Below are 22,823 nucleotides of genomic sequence, written 5' to 3'. Positions count from 1 at the left end.
GCTAGACCTATTCCTTCATTGCCTGGAGCACCATCATGCTGCATCTTCGTCCGTTCGACAGTCTTGGGCATGCCGACCATGGGTGGCTGGACGCCCGTCACCATTTCTCCTTCGCCGAGTATTACGACCCGCAGCGCATGCACTGGGGCAACCTGCGGGTCTGGAACGATGACCTGATCGCGGCGGGCAGCGGGTTTCCGTCCCATCCTCACCGGGACATGGAGATCATCACCTACGTGCGCGAAGGCGCCATCAGCCACCGTGACAGCCTGGGCAACCACGGTCGCACGGAAGCAGGCGACGTGCAGGTGATGAGTGCCGGGACCGGTATCGTGCACAGCGAATTTAACCAGGAAACGGTCGACACGCGGTTGTTCCAGATCTGGATCATGCCGGACCGGACCGGCGAAACGCCTTCCTGGGGGACCCGCCCGTTCCCCAAGGGCGCGCGTGGCGAGGGGTTCGTGACCCTGGCCAGTGGCCGTGCCGAGGACGTCGACAGCCTGCGCATTCGCGCCGATGCCCGGCTGGTGGCGGCTACCGTACGCGCGGGCGAGACGATCGAGTACCGCTTCGAGGCGGGACGTCGCGGCTACCTGGTACCGGCCAAGGGTCAGATCAGGGTCAACGACCTGCTGGCCCAGGCCCGTGACGGCGTGGCCATCGAAGAGGAAAGCGTCATCCGGGTGCAGGCGCTGGAAGACAGCGAGGTGGTGCTGGTGGATGTGGCTTGAGGCGGGCAGGCCCATGGTGAGCTGATCCTTGGGCGGTGTCGGTGCAGCCGCCATCGCTGGCAAGCCAGCTCCCACAGGTATCTGTTTCAAGCAGGCAGTAGTGTGATTGCTCGGCATCCTGTGTGGAACGGGCTTGCCTGCGATGCTGGCGATAACGAACCGGACGTCATCGCTGGCAAGCCAGCTCCCAAAGGTGTCTGTTTCAAGCAGGCAGTGACGTGATCACTCAGCAGGTACTTTTTTCAAACAGGCAGCAGCGTGATCGCTCAGCATCCTGTGGGAGCGGGCTTGCCCGCGATGACGGTCGCACCGGCACCTGTGTCCCCGCTACCCTACCCGTCTCCTCGTCACCCCACCTGACCGTCGCGCCAGGTCTCCAGCAAGGCCACGAAGGTGCTCAGGCTGCGCGAGACCGTGCCGCGGCGCCACACCAGCCAGGTCTTGAGCAGACGAAAGTCTTCCGACAAGGGCCAGACACTGACGGTGCTGCACCCTGGCATGCTGTCGAGCATGCTTCGTGGCATCAGCGCCAGCCCGGCGCCTGCGCTGACACAGGCGAGCATGCCATGGTAGGACTCCATCTCGTGGATCTTGCCCGGTACCGCCTCGTCACAGACGAACCACCGTTCGAAATGATGGCGGTAGGAGCAGTTGGCACGGAACGCATAGATGCTCTGGCCATTGACGTCCTGGGCGCGGGTGACCTGGGGGTGGTTGAGCGGTGCGATGATGACCATCTCTTCTTCGAACACCGCCATGCCCTCGAGCGTCGGGTGCAACACCGGCCCATCGACGAACGCCGCGACCAGGCGCCCGGCCAGCACCCCTTCGAGCATGGTGCCCGACGGCCCGGTGGACAGGTCCAGGTCGACCTTGGGGTAACGCTGGTTGTAGGCCGCCAGCAAGCCTGGAATACGCACCGCCGCCGTGCTCTCCAGCGACCCGAGCGCGAAGGTGCCTTGCGGGTCTTCACCGGCGACCGTCGATCGCGCTTCATGCACGAGGTCGAGAATGCGCCGTGTGTACTCCAGGAAATTCCAACCCGCCGGGGACAGGCGCAGCCGGTGCTTTTCCCGGATGAACAGCTCGACGCCCAGGTCCTGCTCCAGCTGCTTGATCCGCGTGGTCAGGTTGGAGGGCACGCGGTGGATCTGCTGCGCGGCTGCGCTGATGCTGCCGTGCTCGGCCACGGCCTTGAAGATCTCCAGTTGCACCAAGTCCATCGCCATTCTCCAATCGTGAACGTTTCAATCATTATTATTCAGTTTTCATCAACGCGATAGCCCCGTACGCTGAACCCATCGCCCACTACGATGAGCCACCTGTCATGAGCCAGATCACCAGCCAGACCCATGCCATTTCCGTCGACCCGCACACGGGCGAACAGATCGGGCACTACGCTTTCGAGAACGACGCTGCACTGGACGCGGCGCTGCAACGGGCCAAGGTCGGCTATGACACCTGGCGGCGCACCTCGCTGGCCGAGCGAAGCGAACACCTCGTGCGCCTGTCCGCGGCGATTCAGGCCAACGCCGAAGCGTTTGCGGTCATGATCAGTCGCGAGATCGGCAAGCCGATCGCCCAGGCGCGTGGCGAGGTGGCCAAGTGCGTCAACCTGTGCCAGTGGTACGCCGAACACGGCCCGGCGATGCTCGCGCCAGAAGCGACCCAGGTGGAAAAAGCCCGCATCGAATACCGTCCGCTCGGCCCGATCCTGGCGGTAATGCCGTGGAACTTCCCGCTGTGGCAAGTGCTGCGCGGTGCCGTCCCGGCCGTGCTGGCCGGCAACACCTACGTACTCAAGCATGCGCCCAACGTGATGGGCAGCGCCTACCTGCTGCGTGATGCCTGCCAGGCGGCCGGCCTGCCGGAAGGCGTGCTGGAAGTGATCAACGTCACCGCTGACGGCGTGACCCGTGCGATCAACGACCCACGCATCGCCGCCGTCACTCTGACTGGCAGCGTGCGCGCCGGCATGGCCATCGGTGCCCAGGCCGGTGCCGCCTTGAAGAAGTGCGTGCTGGAGCTGGGCGGTTCCGACCCGTTCATCGTCCTGGCTGACGCAGACCTCGACGCCGCCGTGCAGGCCGCGGTCATCGGTCGCTACCAGAACACCGGCCAGGTGTGCGCGGCGGCCAAGCGCATGATCGTCGAGCAGAGCGTGCTCGAGGAATTCACCCAACGGTTCGTCGAGGCCACGCGTCGATTGAAGGTCGGCAACCCGCTGGAGGATGACACCTATGTCGGCCCCATGGCGCGTTTCGACCTGCGCGACGAGCTCGACGGGCAGGTGCAGGCGTCGCTCGCCGAAGGCGCGACCTTGCTGCTGGGCGGGCACAAGCAGGACGGCGTGGGCAATTACTACGCGCCGACCGTGCTGGGCGACGTCACCCCCTCGATGACTGCGTTCCGTCAGGAACTGTTCGGCCCCGTGGCGGCGATCACTGCGGCACGTGACGCCGATCATGCCGTGGAGCTGGCCAACGACAGCGATTTCGGCCTGGCCTCGACGATCTACACCGCCGACCTGGCCCTGGCCGAGCGCATGACCGCGGCCCTGGACACCGGTGCGGTGTTCATCAACGGCTACTGCGCCTCGGACCCCCGCGTGGCCTTCGGTGGCGTGAAGAAGAGCGGGTTCGGCCGCGAGCTGTCGCACTTCGGTGTGCGCGAGTTCTGCAACGTGCAGACCGTGTGGGCGGATCGCGTCTGACCCCTTTGCTCCGACCGTGACTGGGCAGCCTATGGGCTGCCCTTTTCATTGAGGGGTTCGCCTTCGCCAAGCGCGCACCGTGCACCTGTCGCTTCAGGACCGCGCCGGTGGGTCGCTCAGCAGCGAATAACCGCGCTCCAGCAGCGTCTTGCCGATGTACCGCGAGCCGATCTCGTTCAAGTGGGCGTTGTCCAGGTACAGCAGCTTGCCGTCGATCAGCGAGCGGCAACGCCCCTCGGCACAGATGACTTGGTTCGGATCGATGAACCGCACCTGCGGGAAACGTGCGCGCAACTCAGCCCAGTAATGCGGCCGCGCGGCCTGGGCGGCGTCGCACGTCCGCTGGGTGGCGAACATCAACTGACGTACCGGGCAGGTCGCCGCATCCACGATCGCCTGGTTGTTCAGGATCACGATCACCTGGCCGGTGCTCTTGACCACCCGCTCCAGGCTGGCCGCGATCGGCTCACCCGCCGCCTCGTCCGACGGCCAGCTGCCCGCCAGCACCACGTAGGGGTAGCGTTGGGCTTCGATCAGCGCGTAGACCTTGGCATTGCGTTGCGCGCAGTGCTCGGCGTAGACGCTGGACATGTCGACGTTGTAGCCCAGGATCGGCGCACAGCCATCCATGGTGTAGTCCATGAGGCTGATGCCATCGGGGCGTGCCAGCAGGTCGACCATGCCGGTGAAGTGGTTGGCGAACGAGTCCCCCACCAGAATGCCGTCGAGCTGCGCCTTGGGTGCGCCCAGTCGGCATTGCGCATCGGGGGCCGTGCGGTACAAGGCATTCGGCACATGGCAGCCACGTCGATTGTCGGCGGGGCGCTCGAGGGTCATGGCCTCGAGAGTCTCGACCGTGGGTCCGAAGCGCGTCGGGAACCCGCCCTGCCACTGAACCAGCCCCATCAGCAATGCCAACGCTGCCACCGGCATCGCGAAGCGCCGAGCGAATACCCTGGCAAATCCGATCCGCGCGCCGCTTTGCCGCATGGGCTGCTCGACCCAGCGCCAGGTCAGCCAGGCCAGCAGCGTGGCCACCAGCACCACGCCCAGGCCTGTCATCAGGTCGATGGGGACGGCCAGGTAGTTGAGGTAGGCGATCAACGGCCAGTGCCACAGGTACAGGGAGTAGGAGATCAATCCGACGAACACCAGCGGCCGACTGCCCAACAGCCAGGCACGTTGCCCGCCGTGCCCGGCATGGATCAACAGGGCCGCCCCCAGGCAGGGCACCAGCGCCGTCAACCCGGGAAACGCAACGCCTGGCCCGATCAGCGCCAGGGACCCGGCGATCAGCACGACGCCCAGCCCGCGGCTGATCCAGGCCTGGCGTCGGTCGACGGGCAGCGGCCGCAGGACATGCCAGATCCCCAGGCAACCGCCGAGCATCAGCTCGAAGAATCGCGTCGGCAACAGGTAGTAGGACGCCGTGACGAACAGGCCAGTGCCGTACTGCGACAGCCCGACCGCCGCCGCCAGGCCCATACCGAGCAGCCATGGCCAGCGCCGTGGAGCCAGGCGCAGGACGGCCAGCAGGAGCAAGGGCCAGATCATGTAGAACTGCTCCTCGATCCCGAGCGACCAGGTGTGCAGCAACGGCGCTTCACTGGCATCGGCAGCGAAATAGTTGCCGTACTTGAGCCAGATGAACAGGTTGGACACGCCCAGCAGCGCATACAGGGCATTGGCGCTCAAGCGTTCCAGATCGACCGGCGACAACAGCACGGCGCCCAGCCCCAGGGTGGCCAGTAGCACAGTGACCAGGGCAGGTACGATACGGTTGATCCGACGTTGATAGAACTGGCGCAGCGAGAAAGTCCCGGCGCGAGCCTGCTGAAACACGTGGGCGGTAATCAGGTAGCCGGAAATGACGAAGAAGATGTCCACCCCGACGAAGCCGCCAGGTATCCAGGCGGCGTTGAGGTGATGCAGCAGAACGGCGATCACGGCGACGGCGCGCAGGCCGTCGATGTCGGGGCGGTAGGCGGTGCGTTGCATGGCGGTGAGCATCCTCGAGACAGGCATGTCGTGGACATGTGGCTCAAGGGTAACGCAAGCCTGAGGGCCCGGCGTCAACTCACCGACAAATTCATTGCCTGCTCAAATCGCGCCAGGTAAACGACGCGATTTTCGTCACTAAATTGACGATTTACGGATCAGGCGTTGTGCCGTGATCTGCCGAACGCGCTTTATTTCACGACGCCACACGCCATGCGCGCACCGCCGCCGCCCAGTTTTTCAGGATGATCGCTGTGGTTGTCGCCTCCCACGTGCACCATCAGGGCATGCCCTTTGAAGTCGTCTGCCTTCAGGCGAGGCGCCAATACCGGATAGGTCGCCTTGCCGTCGGCACCGACGTAGAGCGCAGGCAGGTCGCCGCGATGACCGCTGTCATCATAGGGGCCCTTGTGGGCGCCGGTGGCGTCCGGATCCCAATGCCCGCCCGCCGCCCCGGCCGGCACGGCCTTGCCATTGTCCTGGGTGACACCGCAGTCGGGCTTCTCGTGCAGGTGGAAGCCGTGAACGCCCGGCGGCAGGTCGCTCAGCTTCGGCGTCAATACGGCACCGTACTTGCTCTGCTCGATGGTGATGGTGCCGATCGACTTGCCGGCGCCTTCCGGGCCGGCCAGCTTGAGTTCGACGGTCTCGGCGGCCTGGGCCAGGCCGGTGGTGGCCAGCAAGGCGGTCAGTAGCACTGCTTTCATAGCATCGTCTCCATGGATGAACGTTGGACTGCGTCTTCGGCTGCACGCGCGGCCCACTTGCCGCATCGGACAGTACCTCCAACAGACAGATTCCCGGCAGACATATTTACATACACGTAGAGCACCTGTGCCTTGTTCGAGCTGCCAGCGAGCGCGTGTGCCATTCGTCGCGTGTACCGCCGCTGCGATACAACCCCGGCCATCAGGTGCATTCACACATTAGGTCCAGTTCATTCGTTACGAGGAACGCAACCATGCGCGACTATCCCCGCCCCCCTTTCCCAGAACAGCCGCAGAAAGTACCCGGTCATCAACACCAGATGGACCCACTGCCCGACTGTGGCGAAAAGACCTACGTCGGTCATGATCGCCTCAAGGGCAAGGTCGCCTTGATCACCGGCGGCGACAGCGGCATCGGCCGTGCCGTGGCGATCGCCTTCGCCCGTGAAGGGGCGGATGTCGCGGTGGCGTACCTGGATGAGCACCAGGATGCCGAAGAGACCGCGAAGTGGGTGCGTGACGCGGGCCGTACCTGCATCCTGCTGCCGGGCGACATCGCCCAGAAGGCCACCTGCGACGAGCTGATCGACAAGACCGTCGCGCAGTTCGGCCGCATCGACGTGCTGGTCAACAACGCCGCGTTCCAGATGAGCCATGAATCGATCGAAGAGATCTCCGACGAGGAATGGGTCAAGACCTTCGATATCAACATGACGGCCATGTTCCGCCTGTGCAAGGCAGCCTTGCCGCACATGCAGAAAGGCGGCTCGATCATCAACACCACGTCGGTCAACTCCGACTCGCCCACCCCGACCTTGCTGGCCTATGCAGCGACCAAGGGTGCCATCGCCAACTTCACCGCAGGCCTGGCGCAAATGCTCGGGCCCAAGGGCATCCGGGTGAACAGCGTGGCACCAGGGCCGATCTGGACGCCGCTGATCGTGTCCACCATGCCGCCGGAGCAGGCCAGCCACTTCGGCGAACAGACGCCGCTGGGGCGTGCCGGGCAGCCGGTGGAAGTCGCGCCGATCTATGTGCTGCTGGCGTCGGACGAGAGCAGCTACATCACCGGCAGCCGCTATGGCATCACCGGGGGCAAGCCGATTCTGTAACGGTGCCTGATGGGGCTGGTATGACGGTGAAAGCAAGGGTGCCTGCACCCTTGCGATCGCTGGCAAGCCAGCTCCCACCTTCCATGGGCCTGGGCACCAAAGGCCCTTGAACAGGTGTTAAGCGCAAGTCATGCACGCTGTCGCAGTTTCCCTGTGAACCTCCACTCGCCGCCCCTGCGCCGCATGGTCATCCTCCCCAGCCCCTCCTCCCGCCTATAAACGGTGCGCGCCCTCCTCTCAATTCACGACCAAGCGTTTCCGATCCCCCCGGGATGTATTATCGTTGCCCAGTGCGCAAACCGAGGCGACCTGACCGTTCAGGCAGCTGCAAGACAATCGAGGGTGTCATGAGCAACGAAAGCATTAATTGGGACAAGCTGGGCTTCGACTACATCAAGACCGACAAGCGCTACCTGTCCGTCTGGCGCGATGGCCAATGGGATCAAGGCACCCTGACCGACGATAACGTCCTGCACATCAGCGAAGGCTCCACGGCCCTGCACTACGGCCAGCAGTGCTTCGAGGGCCTGAAGGCCTACCGCTGCAAGGACGGCTCGGTGAACCTGTTCCGCCCGGACCAGAACGCCGCGCGCATGCAGCGCAGCTGCGCCCGCCTGCTGATGCCGCATGTGCCGACCGAGGTGTTCATCGAGGCGTGCAAGCAGGTGGTCAAGGCCAACGACCGGTTCATTCCACCGCACGGCAAGGGTGCGCTGTACCTGCGTCCGTTCGTCATCGGCGTGGGTGACAACATCGGTGTGCGGACCGCTCCCGAGTTCATCTTCTCGATCTTCGCCATCCCGGTCGGTTCGTACTTCAAGGGCGGCATGAAGCCGCACAACTTCATGATCTCCAACTTCGACCGTGCCGCCCCACAAGGCACCGGCGCGGCCAAGGTCGGCGGCAACTACGCGGCCAGCCTGCAACCGGGTGCCGAAGCCAAGCAACGCAGCTTCGCCGACGCGATCTACCTGGACCCGCTGACCCACAGCAAGATCGAGGAGGTCGGCTCGGCCAACTTCTTCGGCATCACCGCCGACAACGAGTTCGTCACCCCCAAATCGGCCTCGGTGCTGCCTGGCATCACCCGCCTGTCGCTGATGGAACTGGCCGCCTCGCGCCTGGGCCTGAAAGTGATCGAAGGTGACGTGGAAATCGACAACCTGGGCCGCTTCATCGAAGCCGGCGCCTGCGGCACCGCCGCCGTGATCACGCCCATCGGCGGGATCGAGTACAACGGTTCGCTGCACGTCTTCCATGACCTGGAAAAGGTCGGCCCGGTCACCCAGAAGCTGTATGCCGAGCTGACCGGCATCCAGAGCGGTGACGTCGAAGCGCCTGCCGGCTGGATCGTCAAGGTCGCCTGACCTGCCCTGCCCTCGGTCGGGTCGTCACCCGAGACCCGATCGAGCCTGCGCACACAGATGAATTTTTCTTAAACTGGGCGCTGTCCATTGTTTGGCACAATCGTGCTTTCCCTCGCTGCCCAGGAATTCGCATGCCTCGTGTACTGACCATCGAAGACGACGCCGTTACGGCGCAGGAAATCGTCGCCGAACTGTCCACCCATGGTCTGGACGTGGACTGGGCGGACAATGGCCGTGAAGGCCTGGCCAAGGCCATCGGCGGTGGTTACGACCTCATTACCGTGGACCGCATGCTGCCCGAGGTCGATGGCCTGACTATCGTCACCACCCTGCGTGGCCTGAAGATCGCCACCCCGATCCTGATGATCAGCGCGCTGTCGGACGTCGACGAGCGCGTGCGAGGCCTGCGCGCCGGCGGCGACGACTACCTGACCAAGCCCTTCGCGTCCGACGAGATGGCCGCACGGGTCGAAGTGCTGCTGCGCCGCAACAGCGTGCCGATGACCCAGACCCGCCTGCAGGTCGCCGACCTGGAGCTGGACTTGATCAGCCACGAGGCGCGCCGCGGCGAGCAGACCCTGAACCTGCTGCCGACCGAATACAAGCTGCTGGAGTACCTGATGCGCCACGCGGGCCAGGTGATCACGCGCATGATGATCTTCGAGGAAGTGTGGGGCTATCACTTCGACCCCGGCACCAACCTGATCGACGTACACATCGGACGCCTACGCAAGAAGATCGACTCCCCCGGCCAGACGCCCCTGATCCGCACCGTACGAGGCTCCGGCTATGCAATTGCCGAACCCGTCTAAAGGCTGGAGTTCGTCCACCAGCCGACTGCTGGCGCTGTACAGCTTTCTGTTCGTGACCTGGAGCTGCATCCTCATGGGGGTGCTGTACTACGAGGTCTCTGACTACCTGAACAAGCTGACCCGGCATTCCATGCTGCAGCGTCAGCACCTGTTCACCCACATGAGCGGCAAGCAGCTGGACGATGCGCTGATCGCCAGCCAGGCGTTCGAAGAACGCAGCTTCGACGCCTATGGCCTGTTCGATGCGCAACTGCGACCGGTCGGTGGGCGGATCCGCGCCATTCCCGAGGAGCTGCCGCTCGATGGTCGCGTGCACGAACTCGACCGCTGCCTGGATGCCGACGACCCCCATGTTCCGCGCGACAGCTGCGATGCGGTGGCGATCAAGGTCCAGGACGGGCGCTGGCTGGTGCTGGTGCGCGACAATGGCTCGCTGTTCGTGGTCACGCGCATCATCCTGCACGCCCTGCTCTGGGGCATCTCGCTGACCCTGATTCCGGGCTTCGCCGGCTGGTACCTGCTGCGCCGCAGGCCGCTCAAGCGCATCCGCGCGGTGCAGGCCAGCGCCGAGCTGATCGTCGCGGGTGATCTGACCCACCGCTTGCCGCTCTCCAGCCGCCGTGACGAGCTGGACATGCTGGCGGCCATCGTCAATGCCATGCTCGACCGGATCGAGCGGCTCATGCACGAGGTCAAAGGGGTCTGCGACAACATCGCCCACGACCTGCGCACACCGCTCACGCGCTTGCGGGCGCAGCTGTACCGGATCCGCCAGCAGAACGGCGATGACTGGGCCGACGCACCGGCTCTGGACCAGGCCATCAGCGACACCGACACCCTGATGGCGCGCTTTCGCGGCCTGCTGCGCATCAGCGAACTGGAGGACCGACGGCGTCGTGCCGGGTTCGTCGACATCGACCCCACCGAGTTGCTGGTGGAGCTGCACGACTTCTACCTGCCGCTGGCCGAAGACGGCGGTATCAGCCTGAGCCTGGTACAGCCGAGCCGACTGCCCGCCGTGCATGGCGACCGGGAGCTGCTGTTCGAGGCATTGGCCAACCTGGTCGGCAACGCCATCAAGTTCACGCCCGAGGGTGGCCAGGTGCGGATCGACGCCGCGGTCGATGGCAAGGTGCTGAGCATCGCGGTGGAGGACAGTGGGCCGGGGATTCCGGAAAGCGAACGCCAGGCGGTGTTGAAACGCTTCTACCGAAGCGAGGAAGGCCATCGGCATGCGGGGTTCGGGCTGGGATTGTCGATCGTCGCGGCGATCGTGGACCTGCACGGGTTCCAGCTGGAGGTGGGGGCTGGCGCGTTGGGTGGGGCACGGTTGGTGTTGCGCTGCCCGTTGGGGTGATGAGCTGTCTTCGATAGCTTGTGGGCCCTAGCGGGCCCAATCGCGGCCGGTCCGGCACCCCGGCAGGGGCCGCTCCCACAGGTGACCGCGATAGCCTACAGCCCCGCGGTGGGGCTACGGGTGTAGGAGCGGCCCCTGCCGGGGCGCCGGACCGGCCGCGATTGGGCCCGCAGGGCCCACACCGCAGTCGCTGCGTTAACGCAGGTTCTACCAGAACGCCAGACCCACTCCGCGGGGCCGCATTGCGACCCCGCGTGCTGTCAGGACCCCCGTAGACCCTGACGCCGCCTCACTCCGCCAACCGCCAGGTGGTGCCGCCCTTCCCGTCTTCCAGCACCACGCCCATCGCGGTCAACTGGTCGCGCACGCGATCGGACTCGGCCCAGTTCTTCTCCGCGCGCGCCGCCAGGCGTGCCTGGATCAGCGCTTCGACTTCGGCTGCATCGACCTTGCCTTCGGCACCGGCGCGCAGGAAATCATCGGCGTCCAGCTGCAGCACGCCGAGCACGTCACCCAGCTCGCGCAGGCGACCGGCCAGACCGGCCGCCGCCTGAGGATCGCTGTCGCGCAGGCGGTTGATCTCGCGCACCAGGTCGAACAGCACCGCGCAGGCTTCGGGCGTGCCGAAGTCGTCGTTCATCGCCACGGCGAAGCGTTCGGCGAAGGCTTCACCGCCTGCCGCCGGCACCCGAGGCAGGCCCCGCAGGGCGTGGTAGAAACGCTCCAGGGCGCCCTTGGCATCGCGCAGGCTGTCCTCGGAGTAGTTGATGGCGCTGCGGTAGTGGCTGGCCACCAGCAGGTAGCGCACCACCTCGGGGTGGTACTTGGCGAGCACGTCGCGGATCGTGAAGAAGTTGTTCAGCGACTTGGACATCTTCTCGCCGTTGATGCGGATCATGCCGCAGTGCATCCAGGCCTTGGCGTACGGCTTGCCGGTGGCCGCCTCGCTCTGGGCGATCTCGTTCTCGTGGTGCGGGAACTCCAGGTCGCTGCCACCGCCATGGATGTCGAAGCTCTCGCCCAGGCAGCAGGTGGACATCACCGAGCACTCGATGTGCCAGCCCGGACGGCCAGCGCCCCAGGGCGATTCCCAGCTCGGCTCACCCGGCTTGGCGGCCTTCCACAGCACGAAGTCCAGCGGATCCTGCTTGGCCTCGCCGACCTCGATGCGCGCGCCGATGCGCAGGTCTTCGATCTTGCGTCGCGAGAGCTTGCCGTAGCCGACGAACTTGCCGACACGGTAGTACACGTCGCCATTGCCCGGTGCGTAGGCGTAGCCCTTGTCGATCAGGGTCTGGATCATCGCGTGCATGCCCGGGATGTGGTCAGTGGCGCGAGGCTCCTGATCCGGCGGCAGGATGTTCAGGCGACGCTCGTCCTCGTGCATGGCGTCGATCATGCGCGCGGTGAGCACGTCGAAGCGCTCGCCGTTGGCATTGGCACGGTGGATGATCTTGTCGTCGATGTCGGTGATGTTGCGCACGTAGGTCAGGTCGTACCCACTCTTGCGCAGCCAACGGGTGGCCAGGTCGAAGGCCACCATGCTGCGCCCGTGGCCCAGGTGGCAGTAGTCGTACACGGTCATGCCGCAGACGTACATGCGCACCTTGTTGCCATCGAGCGGGGTGAAGACTTCCTTGGCCTTGGTCAGGGTGTTGTAGATGGTTAGCACGAAAAGTCCTCAGCTGCCCCAGGAGTCACGCAGGGTGACGGTGCGGTTGAACACCGGGCGACCCGGCTGGCTGTCCTTCAGGTCGGCGCAGAAGTAGCCTTCGCGCTCGAACTGGAAGCGGTCTTCCGGCGCGGCCTGGGCCAGCGACGGCTCGGCGCGGCAACCGGTCAGCACCTGCAGCGAGTCGGGGTTGATGTTGTCCAGGAAGCTGCCGCCGTCCTCGGTCTTCTCCGGGTTCGGCGAACGGAACAGGCGGTCGTACAGACGCACTTCGCATTCCAGGCTGCCTTCGGCCGGCACCCAGTGGATCACGCCCTTGACCTTGCGGCCTTCGGGGTTCTTGCCCAGGGTGTCCGGATCGTAGGAGCAGCGCAGCTCGACGACGTTGCCGTCGGCGTCCTTGATCGCCTCGTCGGCGCGGATCACGTAGCTGCCGCGCAGGCGGACCTCACCGTTGGGCTCCAGGCGCTTGTAGCCCTTGGGCGGGGTTTCCATGTAGTCGTCGCGGTCGATGTACAGCTCGCGGGCGAACGGCAGCACGCGAACGCCCATGTCTTCCTTGGGGTGACGTGGCAGTTCGAGCTGCTCGACCTGGCCTTCGGGGTAGTTGGTGATGACCACCTTCAGCGGGCGCAGCACGCACATGGCGCGTGGCGCGGTGCGGTCCAGGTCGTCACGGATGCAGAACTCGAGCATCGACATGTCGACCACGCCGTCGGAACGGTTGGTGCCGATCATCTCGCAGAAGTTGCGGATCGAGGCCGGGGTGTAGCCACGACGACGGAAGCCCGACAGGGTCGACATGCGCGGATCGTCCCAGGATTCGACGTGGTGCTCGTCCACCAGCTGCTTGAGCTTGCGCTTGGAGGTGATGGTGTAGTTCAGGTTCAGTCGGCTGAACTCGTACTGGCGCGGGTGGGCCGGCACCGGCAGGTTGTCCAGGAACCATTCGTACAGCGGGCGATGGCCTTCGAACTCGAGGGTGCAGATCGAGTGGGTGATGCCTTCGATGGCGTCGGACTGGCCGTGGGTGAAGTCGTAGTTGGGGTAGATGCACCAGGCATCGCCCGTCTGGTGGTGATGGGCGTGACGGATCCGGTAGAGGATCGGGTCGCGCAGGTTCATGTTCGGCGACGCCATGTCGATCTTGGCGCGCAGGACGCGCTCGCCATCCTTGAACTCGCCGGCCTTCATGCGCGCGAACAGGTCCAGGTTCTCCTCGACGCTGCGCTCGCGGTACGGGCTGTCCTTGCCAGGCTCGGTCAGGCTGCCGCGGTAGGCGCGGGCCTCGTCCGGGGTCAGGTCGCAGACGTAGGCCTTGCCCCGCTTGATCAGCTCCACCGCCCAGGCGTGCAGCTGGTCGAAGTAGTTCGAGGCGTAGCGCACTTCGCCAGCCCACTCGAAGCCCAGCCACGTGACGTCGCGCTGAATGGCGTCGATGTATTCCTGGTCTTCCTTGGCCGGGTTGGTGTCGTCGAATCGCAGGTGACAGGCGCCGCCGAACTCCTTGGCCAGGCCGAAGTTCACGCAGATCGACTTGGCGTGGCCGATGTGCAGGTAACCATTGGGCTCAGGCGGGAAACGCGTGACGATGCGGCTGTGCTTGCCAGCGTCCAGGTCGGCCTGGATGATCGGCCGCAGGAAGTTCGCAGGGACGGCAGGCGCCCCTTTGGCAGCGGCATTCGGAGCGTTGTCGGCAGTGGGCTTGCTCATGTGGATCCTTTGAAGACGGGTAAACGGCCATCGGGTAGGCCGACTGAAACAAAGGGCTTATCATAGCCGAAGCAGTCAAGTCGCCGACAGCCGGACGCCGAGAATCTGCCGTGTTTTATCGCCAGGCCGACGCCGCTCGCATGACGCGAAGTGTGCCCTGGTTCTGGAAACGTGCGTCAGGTCTTGCGTACGCCCGTTGGCGAACCCTATTCATGAACGTCTTGAAAAAGCGAGTTCCAGCATGTCCAAAGTCAAACTGAGCACCAATCACGGCGACATCGTCCTGCAACTGAACGCCGAGAAAGCGCCACAGACCACCGAGAACTTCGTTCAGTACGTCAAGGAAGGCCACTACGATGGCACCGTGTTCCACCGCGTGATCAAGGGCTTCATGATCCAGGGTGGCGGTTTCGAAGCCGGCATGAGCCAGAAGAAAACCCGCGCCTCGATCCAGAACGAAGCCGACAACGGCCTGAAGAACACCAAGTACAGCATCGCCATGGCCCGTACCATGGACCCGCACTCGGCCTCGGCGCAGTTCTTCATCAACGCCTCGGACAACGACTTCCTCAACCACAGCGGCAAGAACACCCAGGGTTGGGGTTACGCGGTATTCGGCGAAGTGATCGAAGGCCGTGAGGTGGTCGATGCCATCGAGAAGGTCGCCACGGGCTCCAAAGCCGGCCACCAGGACGTGCCGAAAGACGACGTGGTCATCGAGAAAGCCGAGATCATTGAGTGATCCTGCTGATCTCTGATCTTCATTTGCAAGAAGAGCGCCCGGACATCACCCGGGCGTTTCTCGCGTTGCTCGACGGCCGAGCCCGGAGCGCCAGCGCGCTGTACATCCTGGGCGACTTCTTCGAAGCCTGGATCGGTGACGACGGCATGTCGCCGTTCCAGCAGTCGATCTGCCAGGCGTTGCGCGTGGTGAGCGACCGGGGCACGGCCGTGTACCTGATGCACGGCAACCGGGATTTCCTGATCGGCCAGGCGTTCTGCGAAGCCGCGGGCTGTACGCTGCTCAGCGACCCCAGCGTGGTGGACCTTGGCGGCGAGCGTGTCTTGCTGATGCACGGCGACAGCCTGTGCACACGGGATGTGGGCTACCTGAAGCTGCGTCGGGTGTTACGCAATCCGCTGACCCTGTGGATCCTGCGTCACCTGTCGCTGGCCAACCGGCAGCGCCTGGCCCGCAAGCTGCGCAGCGAAAGCAAGGCGCAGACGCAAATGAAAGCGACGGAGATCATCGACGTCACCCCCGAGGAAATTCCTCAGGTGATGGCGGCCCATGGCGTGCGCACACTGATCCATGGGCACACCCACCGCCCGGCCATCCACAAGCTGATGGTCGACGGCGAGCCGGCACGGCGCATCGTGCTGGGCGACTGGGACCGCCAGGGCTGGGCGTTGCAGGTGGACGAACAGGGGTTTCAGCTGGCGCCGTTCGCGATCGGGTGAGCTATAAGCTGCAAGCTCACTTCTCCAACAAACCCTGAACACCCCTTTCACGTTTTTCCGACATCTACCTGGGCACACTGACCTGGCTTCGAAACGTTCTTGACCCGCTGCCCTGGCGGGTTTTCTTTTTTCTGCAGGTTACGTTTTTCTGCAGGTTACGTTTCCGCCTCGCCCTCTTCCGCTTTTGCCTGCCCCTCCCGCCCTGCTGGACCATACGGGATTCGCTTGCCCGCCTGCTGCCCGACCTCCACGGCTTGCCCGTCACGCTGTTTGCCCTGCCGCGCCTGCCCCACCAAGCGAGGAATCAGGTCGCCTTCGGGCAGGTGACGCCAGAAGCGTCCGGGCATGTGCATGCGCATGGCATCCGGATTAAGCCGTGCCGGGTTGAAGATATGCCGGTAGTAGACGCGCCACAGCTCGGCGCCTGGATCTTCGGCATGGCGGGCCCAGGCCTGCCAGTGCGGTGGGCAGACCCGTTGGTAATCGAAGGCCGCGCCGTCGTAGCGGATACCGTCGAGGGGTGTCGCGATCAGCCAGCGCTGGCGGCCCAGGCGCTCGGCAAAATGCCCGCTGGCGCTTTCGAGGATGTCATGCGCCGGCTCGTGGTAGGCGATCAGGTCCAGTTGCAGCCGTTCGGCAACGGCCTCGGGCAAGGGCACGAAACGCAAGAACGCGTGCAGGTGGTGAGCCTCGCGGTTGACCTGCTTGATGCGCCGGTGCAGCTCGCTGCCCAGGCGATCGCCCGGCAGCATGGCGGTGCGGTCGCCATGGGCGACCCGCCAGAGCACTTCGTAGAGCAGGTTCCAGCGCTGCTCGCCGCAGTACCGCGAAGCCTGTTCCAACTGACCCAGCAAGGTACTGGGAATGCGGGCGCGAAACGGCCCGAGCCCGTCGGGCAGCGGGCGCGGCACGGCCAGCAGGTCGTCCATCGGCCCGTGGGCCCAGTTGACCTGGGACGGGTCGATGCCGTGGCTGAGCAAGGTGCGCGCCTGGTCGCGCCAGCAGGCGAAGCGTTCCTCGCAGTCGAGTGCGATCAACCCCACAACCCCATCTGCACCGGGGCCTGGGGCTCCCGCAGCCGCGCGCGCAACAGGCTGCTGCGCACATCCGCTTCCGGTGGCCGGTAGTCGCTGGTGACGATGAACGGCCTGGCCTTTTCCAGTACGCAGCGCAACTGGATGAGGTCGTCGTAGCGAATGCGCCGTTCGCGGCGCAGGGCCAGCAGACGCTGCACGCTGCGCATGCCCACGCCCGGGATGCGCGCCAGCACGGCCGGCTCGGCGCGGTTCACGTCCACCGGGAACACCTCGCGGTTGGACAGCGCCCAGGCCAGCTTGGGGTCGATGTCCAGGTCCAGGTTGCCGGCCTTGCCCAGCAGCTCTCCGGCCTTGTAGCCGTAGCCGCGCATGAGAAAGTCCGCCTGGTACAGGCGGTGCTCGCGCAACAGGGGCGGTGCGGCCAGGGGCACGCTGTTGGGGCTGTCCGGGATCGGGCTGAACGCCGAGTAGTAGACGCGCTTGAGGCCGAAGCCGGTGTACAGCGACTCGGCGTTGCGCAGGATGGTCCGGTCGTCGGTGGTGTCGGCGCCGACGATCATCTGAGTGCTCTGCCCCGAGGGCGCAAAGCGTGGTGCCCGCGCCTCGCCCGCCACGTTCAGCTGCCCGCGCTGGATGGTGCCCATGGCCTGGCGGATGATGCTGGCCTGCTTTTCCGGGGCCAGCCGCGTGAGGCTTTCGTCGGTCGGCAGCTCGATGTTGACGCTCAGGCGGTCGGCCAGGCGCCCGGCCTCTTCGATCAGTAAAGGATCGGCATCCGGGATGGTCTTGAGGTGGATGTAGCCGCGGAAGTTGTGCTCTTCGCGCAGCAGACGCGCCACCTCCACCATCTGCTCCATGGTGTAGTCGGCCGAGCGGATGATGCCCGAGCTGAGGAACAGCCCGCTGATGCAGTTGCGGCGGTAGAAGTCCAGCGTCAGGCGCACCACTTCCTCGGGCGTGAAGCGGGCACGGGGCACATTGCTGGAGCGACGGTTGATGCAGTACTGGCAGTCGTACAGGCAGAAGTTGGTGAGCAGGATCTTGAGCAGGGACACACAGCGCCCGTCAGGCGTGAAGCTGTGACAGATGCCCATGCCATTGGTCGAGCCGATGCCGTCGCGCCCACGCGAACTGCGCTTGGGCGCACCGCTGCTGGCACAGGAGGCATCGTACTTGGCGGCGTCGGCGAGGATGCCGAGCTTGGCGATCAGCTGCATTGGCGCACTCTCTGGACTGAATATTCATACAGTATTTGCAGAGACGATCCTATGCAAGTGCTGACGGTCGGATCGCGCCCGTCCGGGCTTGAAAACACGGGCATCCGACCGGTGGTTCAGCCCCAGCCTTCCAGGCGCATGGTGGCCCGGACCAGGCGCTGTTCCTCCTGTTCGATCTCGCGCAGATGGTCGCGCACGCTGTGGATGTGATCCCGGGCTGCGCGCAGCGCCTGGTCGGGCAATTGCGCCATCACGGCGTGGTAGAGCCGGGTGTGCTGACGGTCGATCTGACGCTTGTGGGTCGGGCGGCAGTACAGGTTGTTCACACAGGCGAACACCGTGCTCAAGGTCAGGTCGCTCAGGGTCTGCAAGGTGTGCACCAGCACCGGGTTGTGCGACGCCTCGCTGATCGCCCGGTGAAAGGCGTGATCCAGGCGCGCCTGCTCACGGGCGTCGTGACGCTGCGGGCCTTCATGGGCGGCGACCATCTCTTCGAACCGGCGCGTGATCAGCAGGCGATCCACCTCGGTGGCACGCAGGGCCGCAAGCCGCGCCGATTCGCCTTCGAGCAGGGCACGGACTTCGAGCAGGTCGAACAAGGTCCGCGGCTGGGAGCTGAACAGGTGCATCAGGGGCGTGGTGTGGTCCGCCCGGTCGAGATCGGCGACGTAAGAGCCGCGCCCATGCTCGGTTTCGACGATGCCGCGACCACGCAGGATGCGCAGGCCTTCGCGCAGGGCCGAGCGCGAACAACCGAGCTTGTCCACCAGGCGCCGCTCGGAAGGCAACGCCTGGCCGACCTTGAGCACGCCGTCGACGATCAGCTTCTCGAGGCGCGCGGCGACCTGCTCGGCGACTTGGGTCTTGGCAGGTGCTGGCTGAGGCGAAATGAGCATTGCGGACCCTCGTGAACTGGTAGGACCAGTGGCAGGTTACCCCAGGCTGTTCGGACACAGCGTAGCGCAGGAACCGTGGTTTCGCAGGGCATGGCGGTCCTGTGCCGACACGAACTGGTCCGACCAGTCGCCGGTGGCGTCGACAGCAGCCATCGCCTCCAGCACCCTCAGGGCATCGAAACCGATCCGCCCTGTGCCGCCCAGGCACACGGCAGAAGGCTGTCGTGATAACAAGAACAAGGAAGCGCCATGAACCTTCTCTACGACGAGTGCATCGACGGTGCCCTGACCCATGTGGACCAGGCCGAAGTGCTCCGGCGCCTGCGCGCTGCGGTGCCGGACCTCGACCTTCTGCACAGCCTGGAAGACCTGCGCCCCTACGAATGCGACGGGCTGTCCGCCTACCGCGTGGTACCGCTGCTGGTGGCCCTGCCTGTACGGCTCGATCAGGTCCAGGCCCTGCTCCGGGTGTGCCATGCGTTGCGTGTGCCCGTGGTAGCCCGTGGCGCCGGCACGGGGCTGTCCGGTGGCGCCTTGCCGCTGGAGCAAGGGGTGCTGCTGGTGATGGCGCGCTTCAACCGAATTCTGGAGGTCAACCCCGCCGGGCGCTTCGCGCGTGTGCAACCCGGCGTGCGTAACCTGGCCATCTCCCAGGCCGCCGCGCCCCATGGTCTGTACTACGCGCCGGACCCGTCCTCGCAGATCGCCTGCTCCATCGGCGGCAATGTGGCCGAGAACGCCGGGGGCGTGCATTGCCTCAAATACGGGCTGACCGTGCACAACCTGCTGAAGGTGGAGGTCATGACCATCGAAGGCGACTGCATGACCCTCGGCAGCGACGCGCTGGACGCGCCGGGCTTCGACCTGCTGGCCCTGTTCACCGGCTCCGAGGGCCTGCTGGGCATCGTCACCGAAGTGACCGTCAAGCTGCTGCCGCTGCCCCAGGTCGCCCGGGTACTGCTGGCCAGCTTCGACACCGTAGAACAGGCTGGGCGCGCCGTGGCCGACATCATCAGCGCCGGGATCATCCCGGCGGGCCTGGAAATGATGGACAACCTGTCGATTCGCGCGGCGGAAGATTTCATCCACGCCGGGTACCCGGTCGAGGCCGCGGCGATCCTGCTGTGCGAACTCGATGGCGTGGAGTCCGATGTGCACGAGGATTGCCAGCGGGTCGAGGCGGTGCTGCGCGCGGCCGGCGCCACGCAGGTGCGGCTGGCACGGGATGCCGCCGAGCGGGCGCGCTTCTGGGCCGGGCGCAAGAACGCCTTCCCGGCGGTCGGGCGGCTGTCGCCGGACTACTACTGCATGGACGGCACCATTCCGCGACGCGCCTTGCCCGGTGTGCTCGACGCCATCGCCGCGCTGTCGCGCGAACACGGGCTGCGGGTGGCCAACGTGTTCCATGCTGGCGACGGCAACATGCACCCGTTGATCCTGTTCGACGCCAACCAGCCAGGTGAACTGGCGCGCGCCGAAGCCCTGGGCAGCCGGATCCTCGAGCTGTGCGTGGCGGTCGGGGGCAGCATCACCGGCGAGCATGGCGTGGGCCGCGAGAAGATCAACCAGATGTGCGTGCAGTTCAACGGCGACGAGCTGACCCTGTTCCATGCGGTCAAGCAGGCCTTCGACGCGCACGGCCTGCTCAACCCCGGCAAGAACGTCCCGACCCTGCACCGCTGCGCCGAGTTCGGCGCGATGCACGTGCACCACGGGCAGTTGCCCTTCCCTGACCTGGAGCGCTTCTGATGAGCGTCGACCGCGATGCCAGCGCCGCGTTGCGGGCGCAGGTCGAACAGGCCCTGGCCGAGGGCACGCCCTTGCGCATCCAGGGCAGCGGCAGCAAGGCCATGCTGGGCGAGGCGGTGCCGGGCCAGGTGCTCGACACCCGTGAGCACCGCGGCATCGTCAGCTATGACCCGACCGAACTGGTGCTGACCGCGCGCGCCGGTACGCCGCTGGCAGAGGTCGAAGCGGTGCTGGCGGCCGCCGGCCAGCGGTTGCCGTTCGAGCCGCCGCATCTGGGTGAAGGCGCCACCGTCGGCGGCATGGTCGCCGCGGGCCTGTCCGGGCCACGCCGTCCCTGGGCCGGCTCGGTGCGCGATCATGTCCTGGGGACTCGGATGATCAGCGGTCACGGCACGCTGCTGCGCTTTGGCGGTGAAGTGATGAAGAACGTCGCCGGCTACGACCTGTCGCGGCTGTTGACCGGCAGCTTCGGGTGCCTGGGCGTGCTTACCGAGGTCTCGCTGAAGGTGCTGCCCGTGCCCCGCGCCTGCCGCAGTTTGCGCCTGCCTTTGGGCCGAGCCGAAGCGCTTGCGCAGTTGACCGCATGGGGTCAGCAGCCCTTGCCGATCAGTGCCGCGTGTCACGACGGCCAGGCCCTGTACCTGCGCCTGGAAGGGGGTGAAGGTTCGGTGGCCTCGGCGGCGGATCGTCTGGGGGGTGAGCCTCTCGAGGACGGCTATTGGGCCGACCTGCGCGAGCAACGCCTGAGTTTCTTCGCCAGTCCGGCGACCCTCTGGCGGCTGGCCTTGCCGAGCGGCAGCGGTGAACTCGACCTCCCCGGCCAGCAGTTGATCGACTGGGGCGGTGGCCAGCGTTGGCTCACCTCCGATGCCGCAGCCGAGGACATCCGTCAGGCGGTGACTCGGCTTGGCGGGCATGCCACTCGGTATCGTCAGGGGCCAGCGGGGTTTCATCCCCTGCCCGAGCCGCTGCGGCGCTATCACCTCAGCCTCAAGCAGCAACTGGACCCCCAAGGGATCTTCAACCCAGGCCGGCTCTACGCCGAGTGGTGAGGCCACCATGCAAACCAACCTGAGCGACGAGGCCAAGTGCCTGCCCCGTGCGGACGAAGCCGAGCGCATCCTGCGTTCGTGCGTGCACTGCGGGTTCTGCACGGCGACCTGCCCGACCTACCAGCTGCTCGGCGACGAGCTGGACGGGCCGCGCGGGCGTATCTACCTGATCAAGCAGGTGCTGGAGGGCGAACCGGTCACCGCCAAGACCCAGGAGCACCTAGACCGTTGCCTGACCTGTCGCAACTGCGAGACCACCTGCCCGTCCGGGGTGCGCTACCACGACCTGCTGGACATTGGCCGGGCCGAGGTCGAGCGGCAGGTGCCGCGCCCGCTCGGCGAGCGCCTGCTGCGCGAAGGCTTGCGCCAGGTCGTGCCGCGTCCGGCGCTGTTCGAGGCACTGACCCGTACGGCCAAGGTCTTTCGCCCCCTGCTGCCGGCACCGTTGCGCGAAAAACTGCCGCGCGCACCCCAGGCCGCCAAGCCGCGCCCCCAGCGCCTGCACCGTCGTCAGGTGCTGCTGCTCGAGGGCTGCGTGCAGCCGACCCTGTCACCCAATACCAACGCCGCGGCGACGCGCGTGCTCGATCGCCTGGGCATCGGCGTCACGCCCGTGCGCGAAGCCGGCTGCTGCGGCGCCGTGGACTACCACCTCAATGCCCAGGCCACCGGGCTGGCACGGGCCCGACGCAACATCGACGCCTGGTGGCCCGCGTTGGAGGCCGGCGCCGAGGCCATCGTGCAGACCGCCAGTGGCTGCGGCGCCTTCGTGCGTGACTATGGCCACCTGCTCAAGGACGACCCGGCGTATGCCGTCAAGGCGGCACGGGTCAGCGCCCTGACCCGGGACCTGGTGGAAGTGCTGGGCCAGGAGCCGCTGGAGACCCTCGCGGTGCGGGCCGAAGGTCGACTCGCCGTGCATTGCCCGTGCACCCTGCAGCATGCCCAGAAACTCGGCGGCGCCGTCGAGGCCTTGTTGACCCGCCTCGGCTTCAGCCTCACGCCGGTGCCCGACGGCCACCTGTGCTGCGGCTCGGCCGGGACCTACTCGCTGACCCAACCGGCGCTGTCGCGGCAACTGCGCGACCACCGACTCGATGCGCTGGAAAGCGGCCAACCCGACCTGATTGTCACCGCCAACATCGGTTGCCAGGTTCACCTCGACGGCGCCGGGCGTACGCCCGTGCGTCACTGGATCGAACACGTGGAAGATGCCCTCACCTAGG

At 65.9% G+C, this 22,823-nt stretch carries 19 protein-coding genes; 11 read left to right on the top strand and 8 right to left on the bottom strand.

Features of this window, described 5'->3' with window-relative positions; genetic code table 11:
- The first annotated feature begins 35 nt into the window (after nt 1-35).
- Nucleotides 36-734 (top strand): pirin, encoded by a 699-nt coding sequence (locus APT63_08165; protein AMA45608.1) that lies wholly within the window; start codon nt 36-38, stop codon nt 732-734.
- 347 nt (nt 735-1,081) lie between these two features.
- On the opposite strand, the gene APT63_08160 is transcribed toward APT63_08165, so the two are convergent.
- On the bottom strand, nt 1,082-1,957 hold the full coding sequence (locus APT63_08160) for a LysR family transcriptional regulator (protein ID AMA45607.1): 876 nt from the start codon (nt 1,955-1,957) through the stop codon (nt 1,082-1,084).
- Between the two features lie 104 nt (nt 1,958-2,061).
- Between APT63_08160 and APT63_08155 the strand changes: the two genes are divergently transcribed.
- Nucleotides 2,062-3,447 carry a succinate dehydrogenase gene (locus APT63_08155; GenBank protein ID AMA45606.1) on the top strand — a complete coding sequence of 462 codons (1,386 nt, stop codon included), beginning with the start codon at nt 2,062-2,064 and terminating at the stop codon, nt 3,445-3,447.
- A 93-nt stretch (nt 3,448-3,540) separates the two neighbouring features.
- Here the strand turns inward: APT63_08155 and APT63_08150 are convergent, their stop codons facing one another.
- Nucleotides 3,541-5,445, bottom strand: coding sequence for an acyltransferase (locus tag APT63_08150; GenBank protein ID AMA47822.1), 1,905 nt, complete (start codon nt 5,443-5,445; stop codon nt 3,541-3,543).
- Between the two features lie 191 nt (nt 5,446-5,636).
- Nucleotides 5,637-6,152, bottom strand: a complete 516-nt coding sequence (locus tag APT63_08145; protein ID AMA45605.1) for a superoxide dismutase — start codon at nt 6,150-6,152, stop codon at nt 5,637-5,639.
- 254 nt (nt 6,153-6,406) lie between these two features.
- Between APT63_08145 and APT63_08140 the strand changes: the two genes are divergently transcribed.
- The 4 genes from APT63_08140 (at nt 6,407) to APT63_08125 (ending at nt 10,800) form a co-directional block, all read left to right on the top strand.
- Nucleotides 6,407-7,264, top strand: coding sequence for an NAD(P)-dependent oxidoreductase (locus APT63_08140; protein AMA45604.1), 858 nt, complete (start codon nt 6,407-6,409; stop codon nt 7,262-7,264).
- A 347-nt stretch (nt 7,265-7,611) separates the two neighbouring features.
- On the top strand, nt 7,612-8,631 hold the full coding sequence (locus APT63_08135) for a branched chain amino acid aminotransferase (GenBank protein AMA45603.1): 1,020 nt from the start codon (nt 7,612-7,614) through the stop codon (nt 8,629-8,631).
- Between the two features lie 131 nt (nt 8,632-8,762).
- Nucleotides 8,763-9,443 carry a two-component system response regulator gene (locus tag APT63_08130; protein ID AMA45602.1) on the top strand — a complete coding sequence of 227 codons (681 nt, stop codon included), beginning with the start codon at nt 8,763-8,765 and terminating at the stop codon, nt 9,441-9,443.
- Nucleotides 9,421-10,800 (top strand): histidine kinase, encoded by a 1,380-nt coding sequence (locus APT63_08125; GenBank protein AMA45601.1) that lies wholly within the window; start codon nt 9,421-9,423, stop codon nt 10,798-10,800. The genes APT63_08130 and APT63_08125 overlap by 23 nt, the downstream gene beginning before the upstream one ends.
- Before the next feature lie 289 nt (nt 10,801-11,089).
- Here APT63_08125 and APT63_08120 read toward each other — a convergent pair whose 3' ends face one another.
- Together APT63_08120 and APT63_08115 are read right to left on the bottom strand one after the other, a co-directional pair.
- Nucleotides 11,090-12,472: a cysteine--tRNA ligase gene (locus APT63_08120; protein ID AMA45600.1), complete on the bottom strand. Its 1,383-nt coding sequence runs from the start codon at nt 12,470-12,472 to the stop codon at nt 11,090-11,092.
- A gap of 9 nt (nt 12,473-12,481) precedes the next feature.
- Entirely contained in the window at nt 12,482-14,185 is a 1,704-nt protein-coding gene (locus tag APT63_08115; protein ID AMA45599.1) for a glutamine--tRNA ligase, read from the bottom strand.
- A 241-nt stretch (nt 14,186-14,426) separates the two neighbouring features.
- Between APT63_08115 and APT63_08110 the strand changes: the two genes are divergently transcribed.
- Nucleotides 14,427-14,927 (top strand): cyclophilin, encoded by a 501-nt coding sequence (locus APT63_08110; GenBank protein ID AMA45598.1) that lies wholly within the window; start codon nt 14,427-14,429, stop codon nt 14,925-14,927.
- Entirely contained in the window at nt 14,924-15,646 is a 723-nt protein-coding gene (locus tag APT63_08105; protein AMA45597.1) for a UDP-2,3-diacylglucosamine hydrolase, read from the top strand. The genes APT63_08110 and APT63_08105 overlap by 4 nt, the downstream gene beginning before the upstream one ends.
- Nucleotides 15,647-15,801: 155 nt before the next feature.
- Here the strand turns inward: APT63_08105 and APT63_08100 are convergent, their stop codons facing one another.
- The 3 genes from APT63_08100 to APT63_08090 form a co-directional block, all read right to left on the bottom strand.
- Nucleotides 15,802-16,689 carry a hypothetical protein gene (locus APT63_08100; protein AMA45596.1) on the bottom strand — a complete coding sequence of 296 codons (888 nt, stop codon included), beginning with the start codon at nt 16,687-16,689 and terminating at the stop codon, nt 15,802-15,804.
- The gene (locus tag APT63_08095) at nt 16,680-17,900 is read right to left on the bottom strand and encodes a biotin synthase (protein AMA45595.1); all 1,221 of its coding nucleotides are present in this window, start codon (nt 17,898-17,900) and stop codon (nt 16,680-16,682) included. The genes APT63_08100 and APT63_08095 overlap by 10 nt, the downstream gene beginning before the upstream one ends.
- Before the next feature lie 116 nt (nt 17,901-18,016).
- A complete protein-coding gene (locus APT63_08090; GenBank protein AMA45594.1) occupies nt 18,017-18,796 on the bottom strand; it encodes a transcriptional regulator in 780 nt (259 codons plus the stop codon).
- Between the two features lie 249 nt (nt 18,797-19,045).
- Between APT63_08090 and APT63_08085 the strand changes: the two genes are divergently transcribed.
- Genes APT63_08085 through glcF form a run of 3 tightly spaced genes read left to right on the top strand, consistent with a single transcriptional unit; the run spans nt 19,046 to nt 22,822 of the window.
- On the top strand, nt 19,046-20,545 hold the full coding sequence (locus tag APT63_08085) for a glycolate oxidase subunit GlcD (GenBank protein ID AMA45593.1): 1,500 nt from the start codon (nt 19,046-19,048) through the stop codon (nt 20,543-20,545).
- On the top strand, nt 20,545-21,597 hold the full coding sequence (gene glcE / locus APT63_08080) for a glycolate oxidase (protein ID AMA45592.1): 1,053 nt from the start codon (nt 20,545-20,547) through the stop codon (nt 21,595-21,597). Before APT63_08085 ends, glcE begins: the two co-directional genes overlap by 1 nt.
- Before the next feature lie 7 nt (nt 21,598-21,604).
- Nucleotides 21,605-22,822 (top strand): glycolate oxidase iron-sulfur subunit, encoded by a 1,218-nt coding sequence (gene glcF, locus APT63_08075; protein AMA45591.1) that lies wholly within the window; start codon nt 21,605-21,607, stop codon nt 22,820-22,822.
- Nucleotide 22,823: the final 1 nt, after the last annotated feature.

It is taken from the genome of Pseudomonas monteilii (assembly GCA_001534745.1).
Lineage (GTDB): Bacteria > Pseudomonadota > Gammaproteobacteria > Pseudomonadales > Pseudomonadaceae > Aquipseudomonas > Aquipseudomonas alabamensis.
This window is presented reverse-complemented; position numbering and strand designations above follow the sequence as displayed.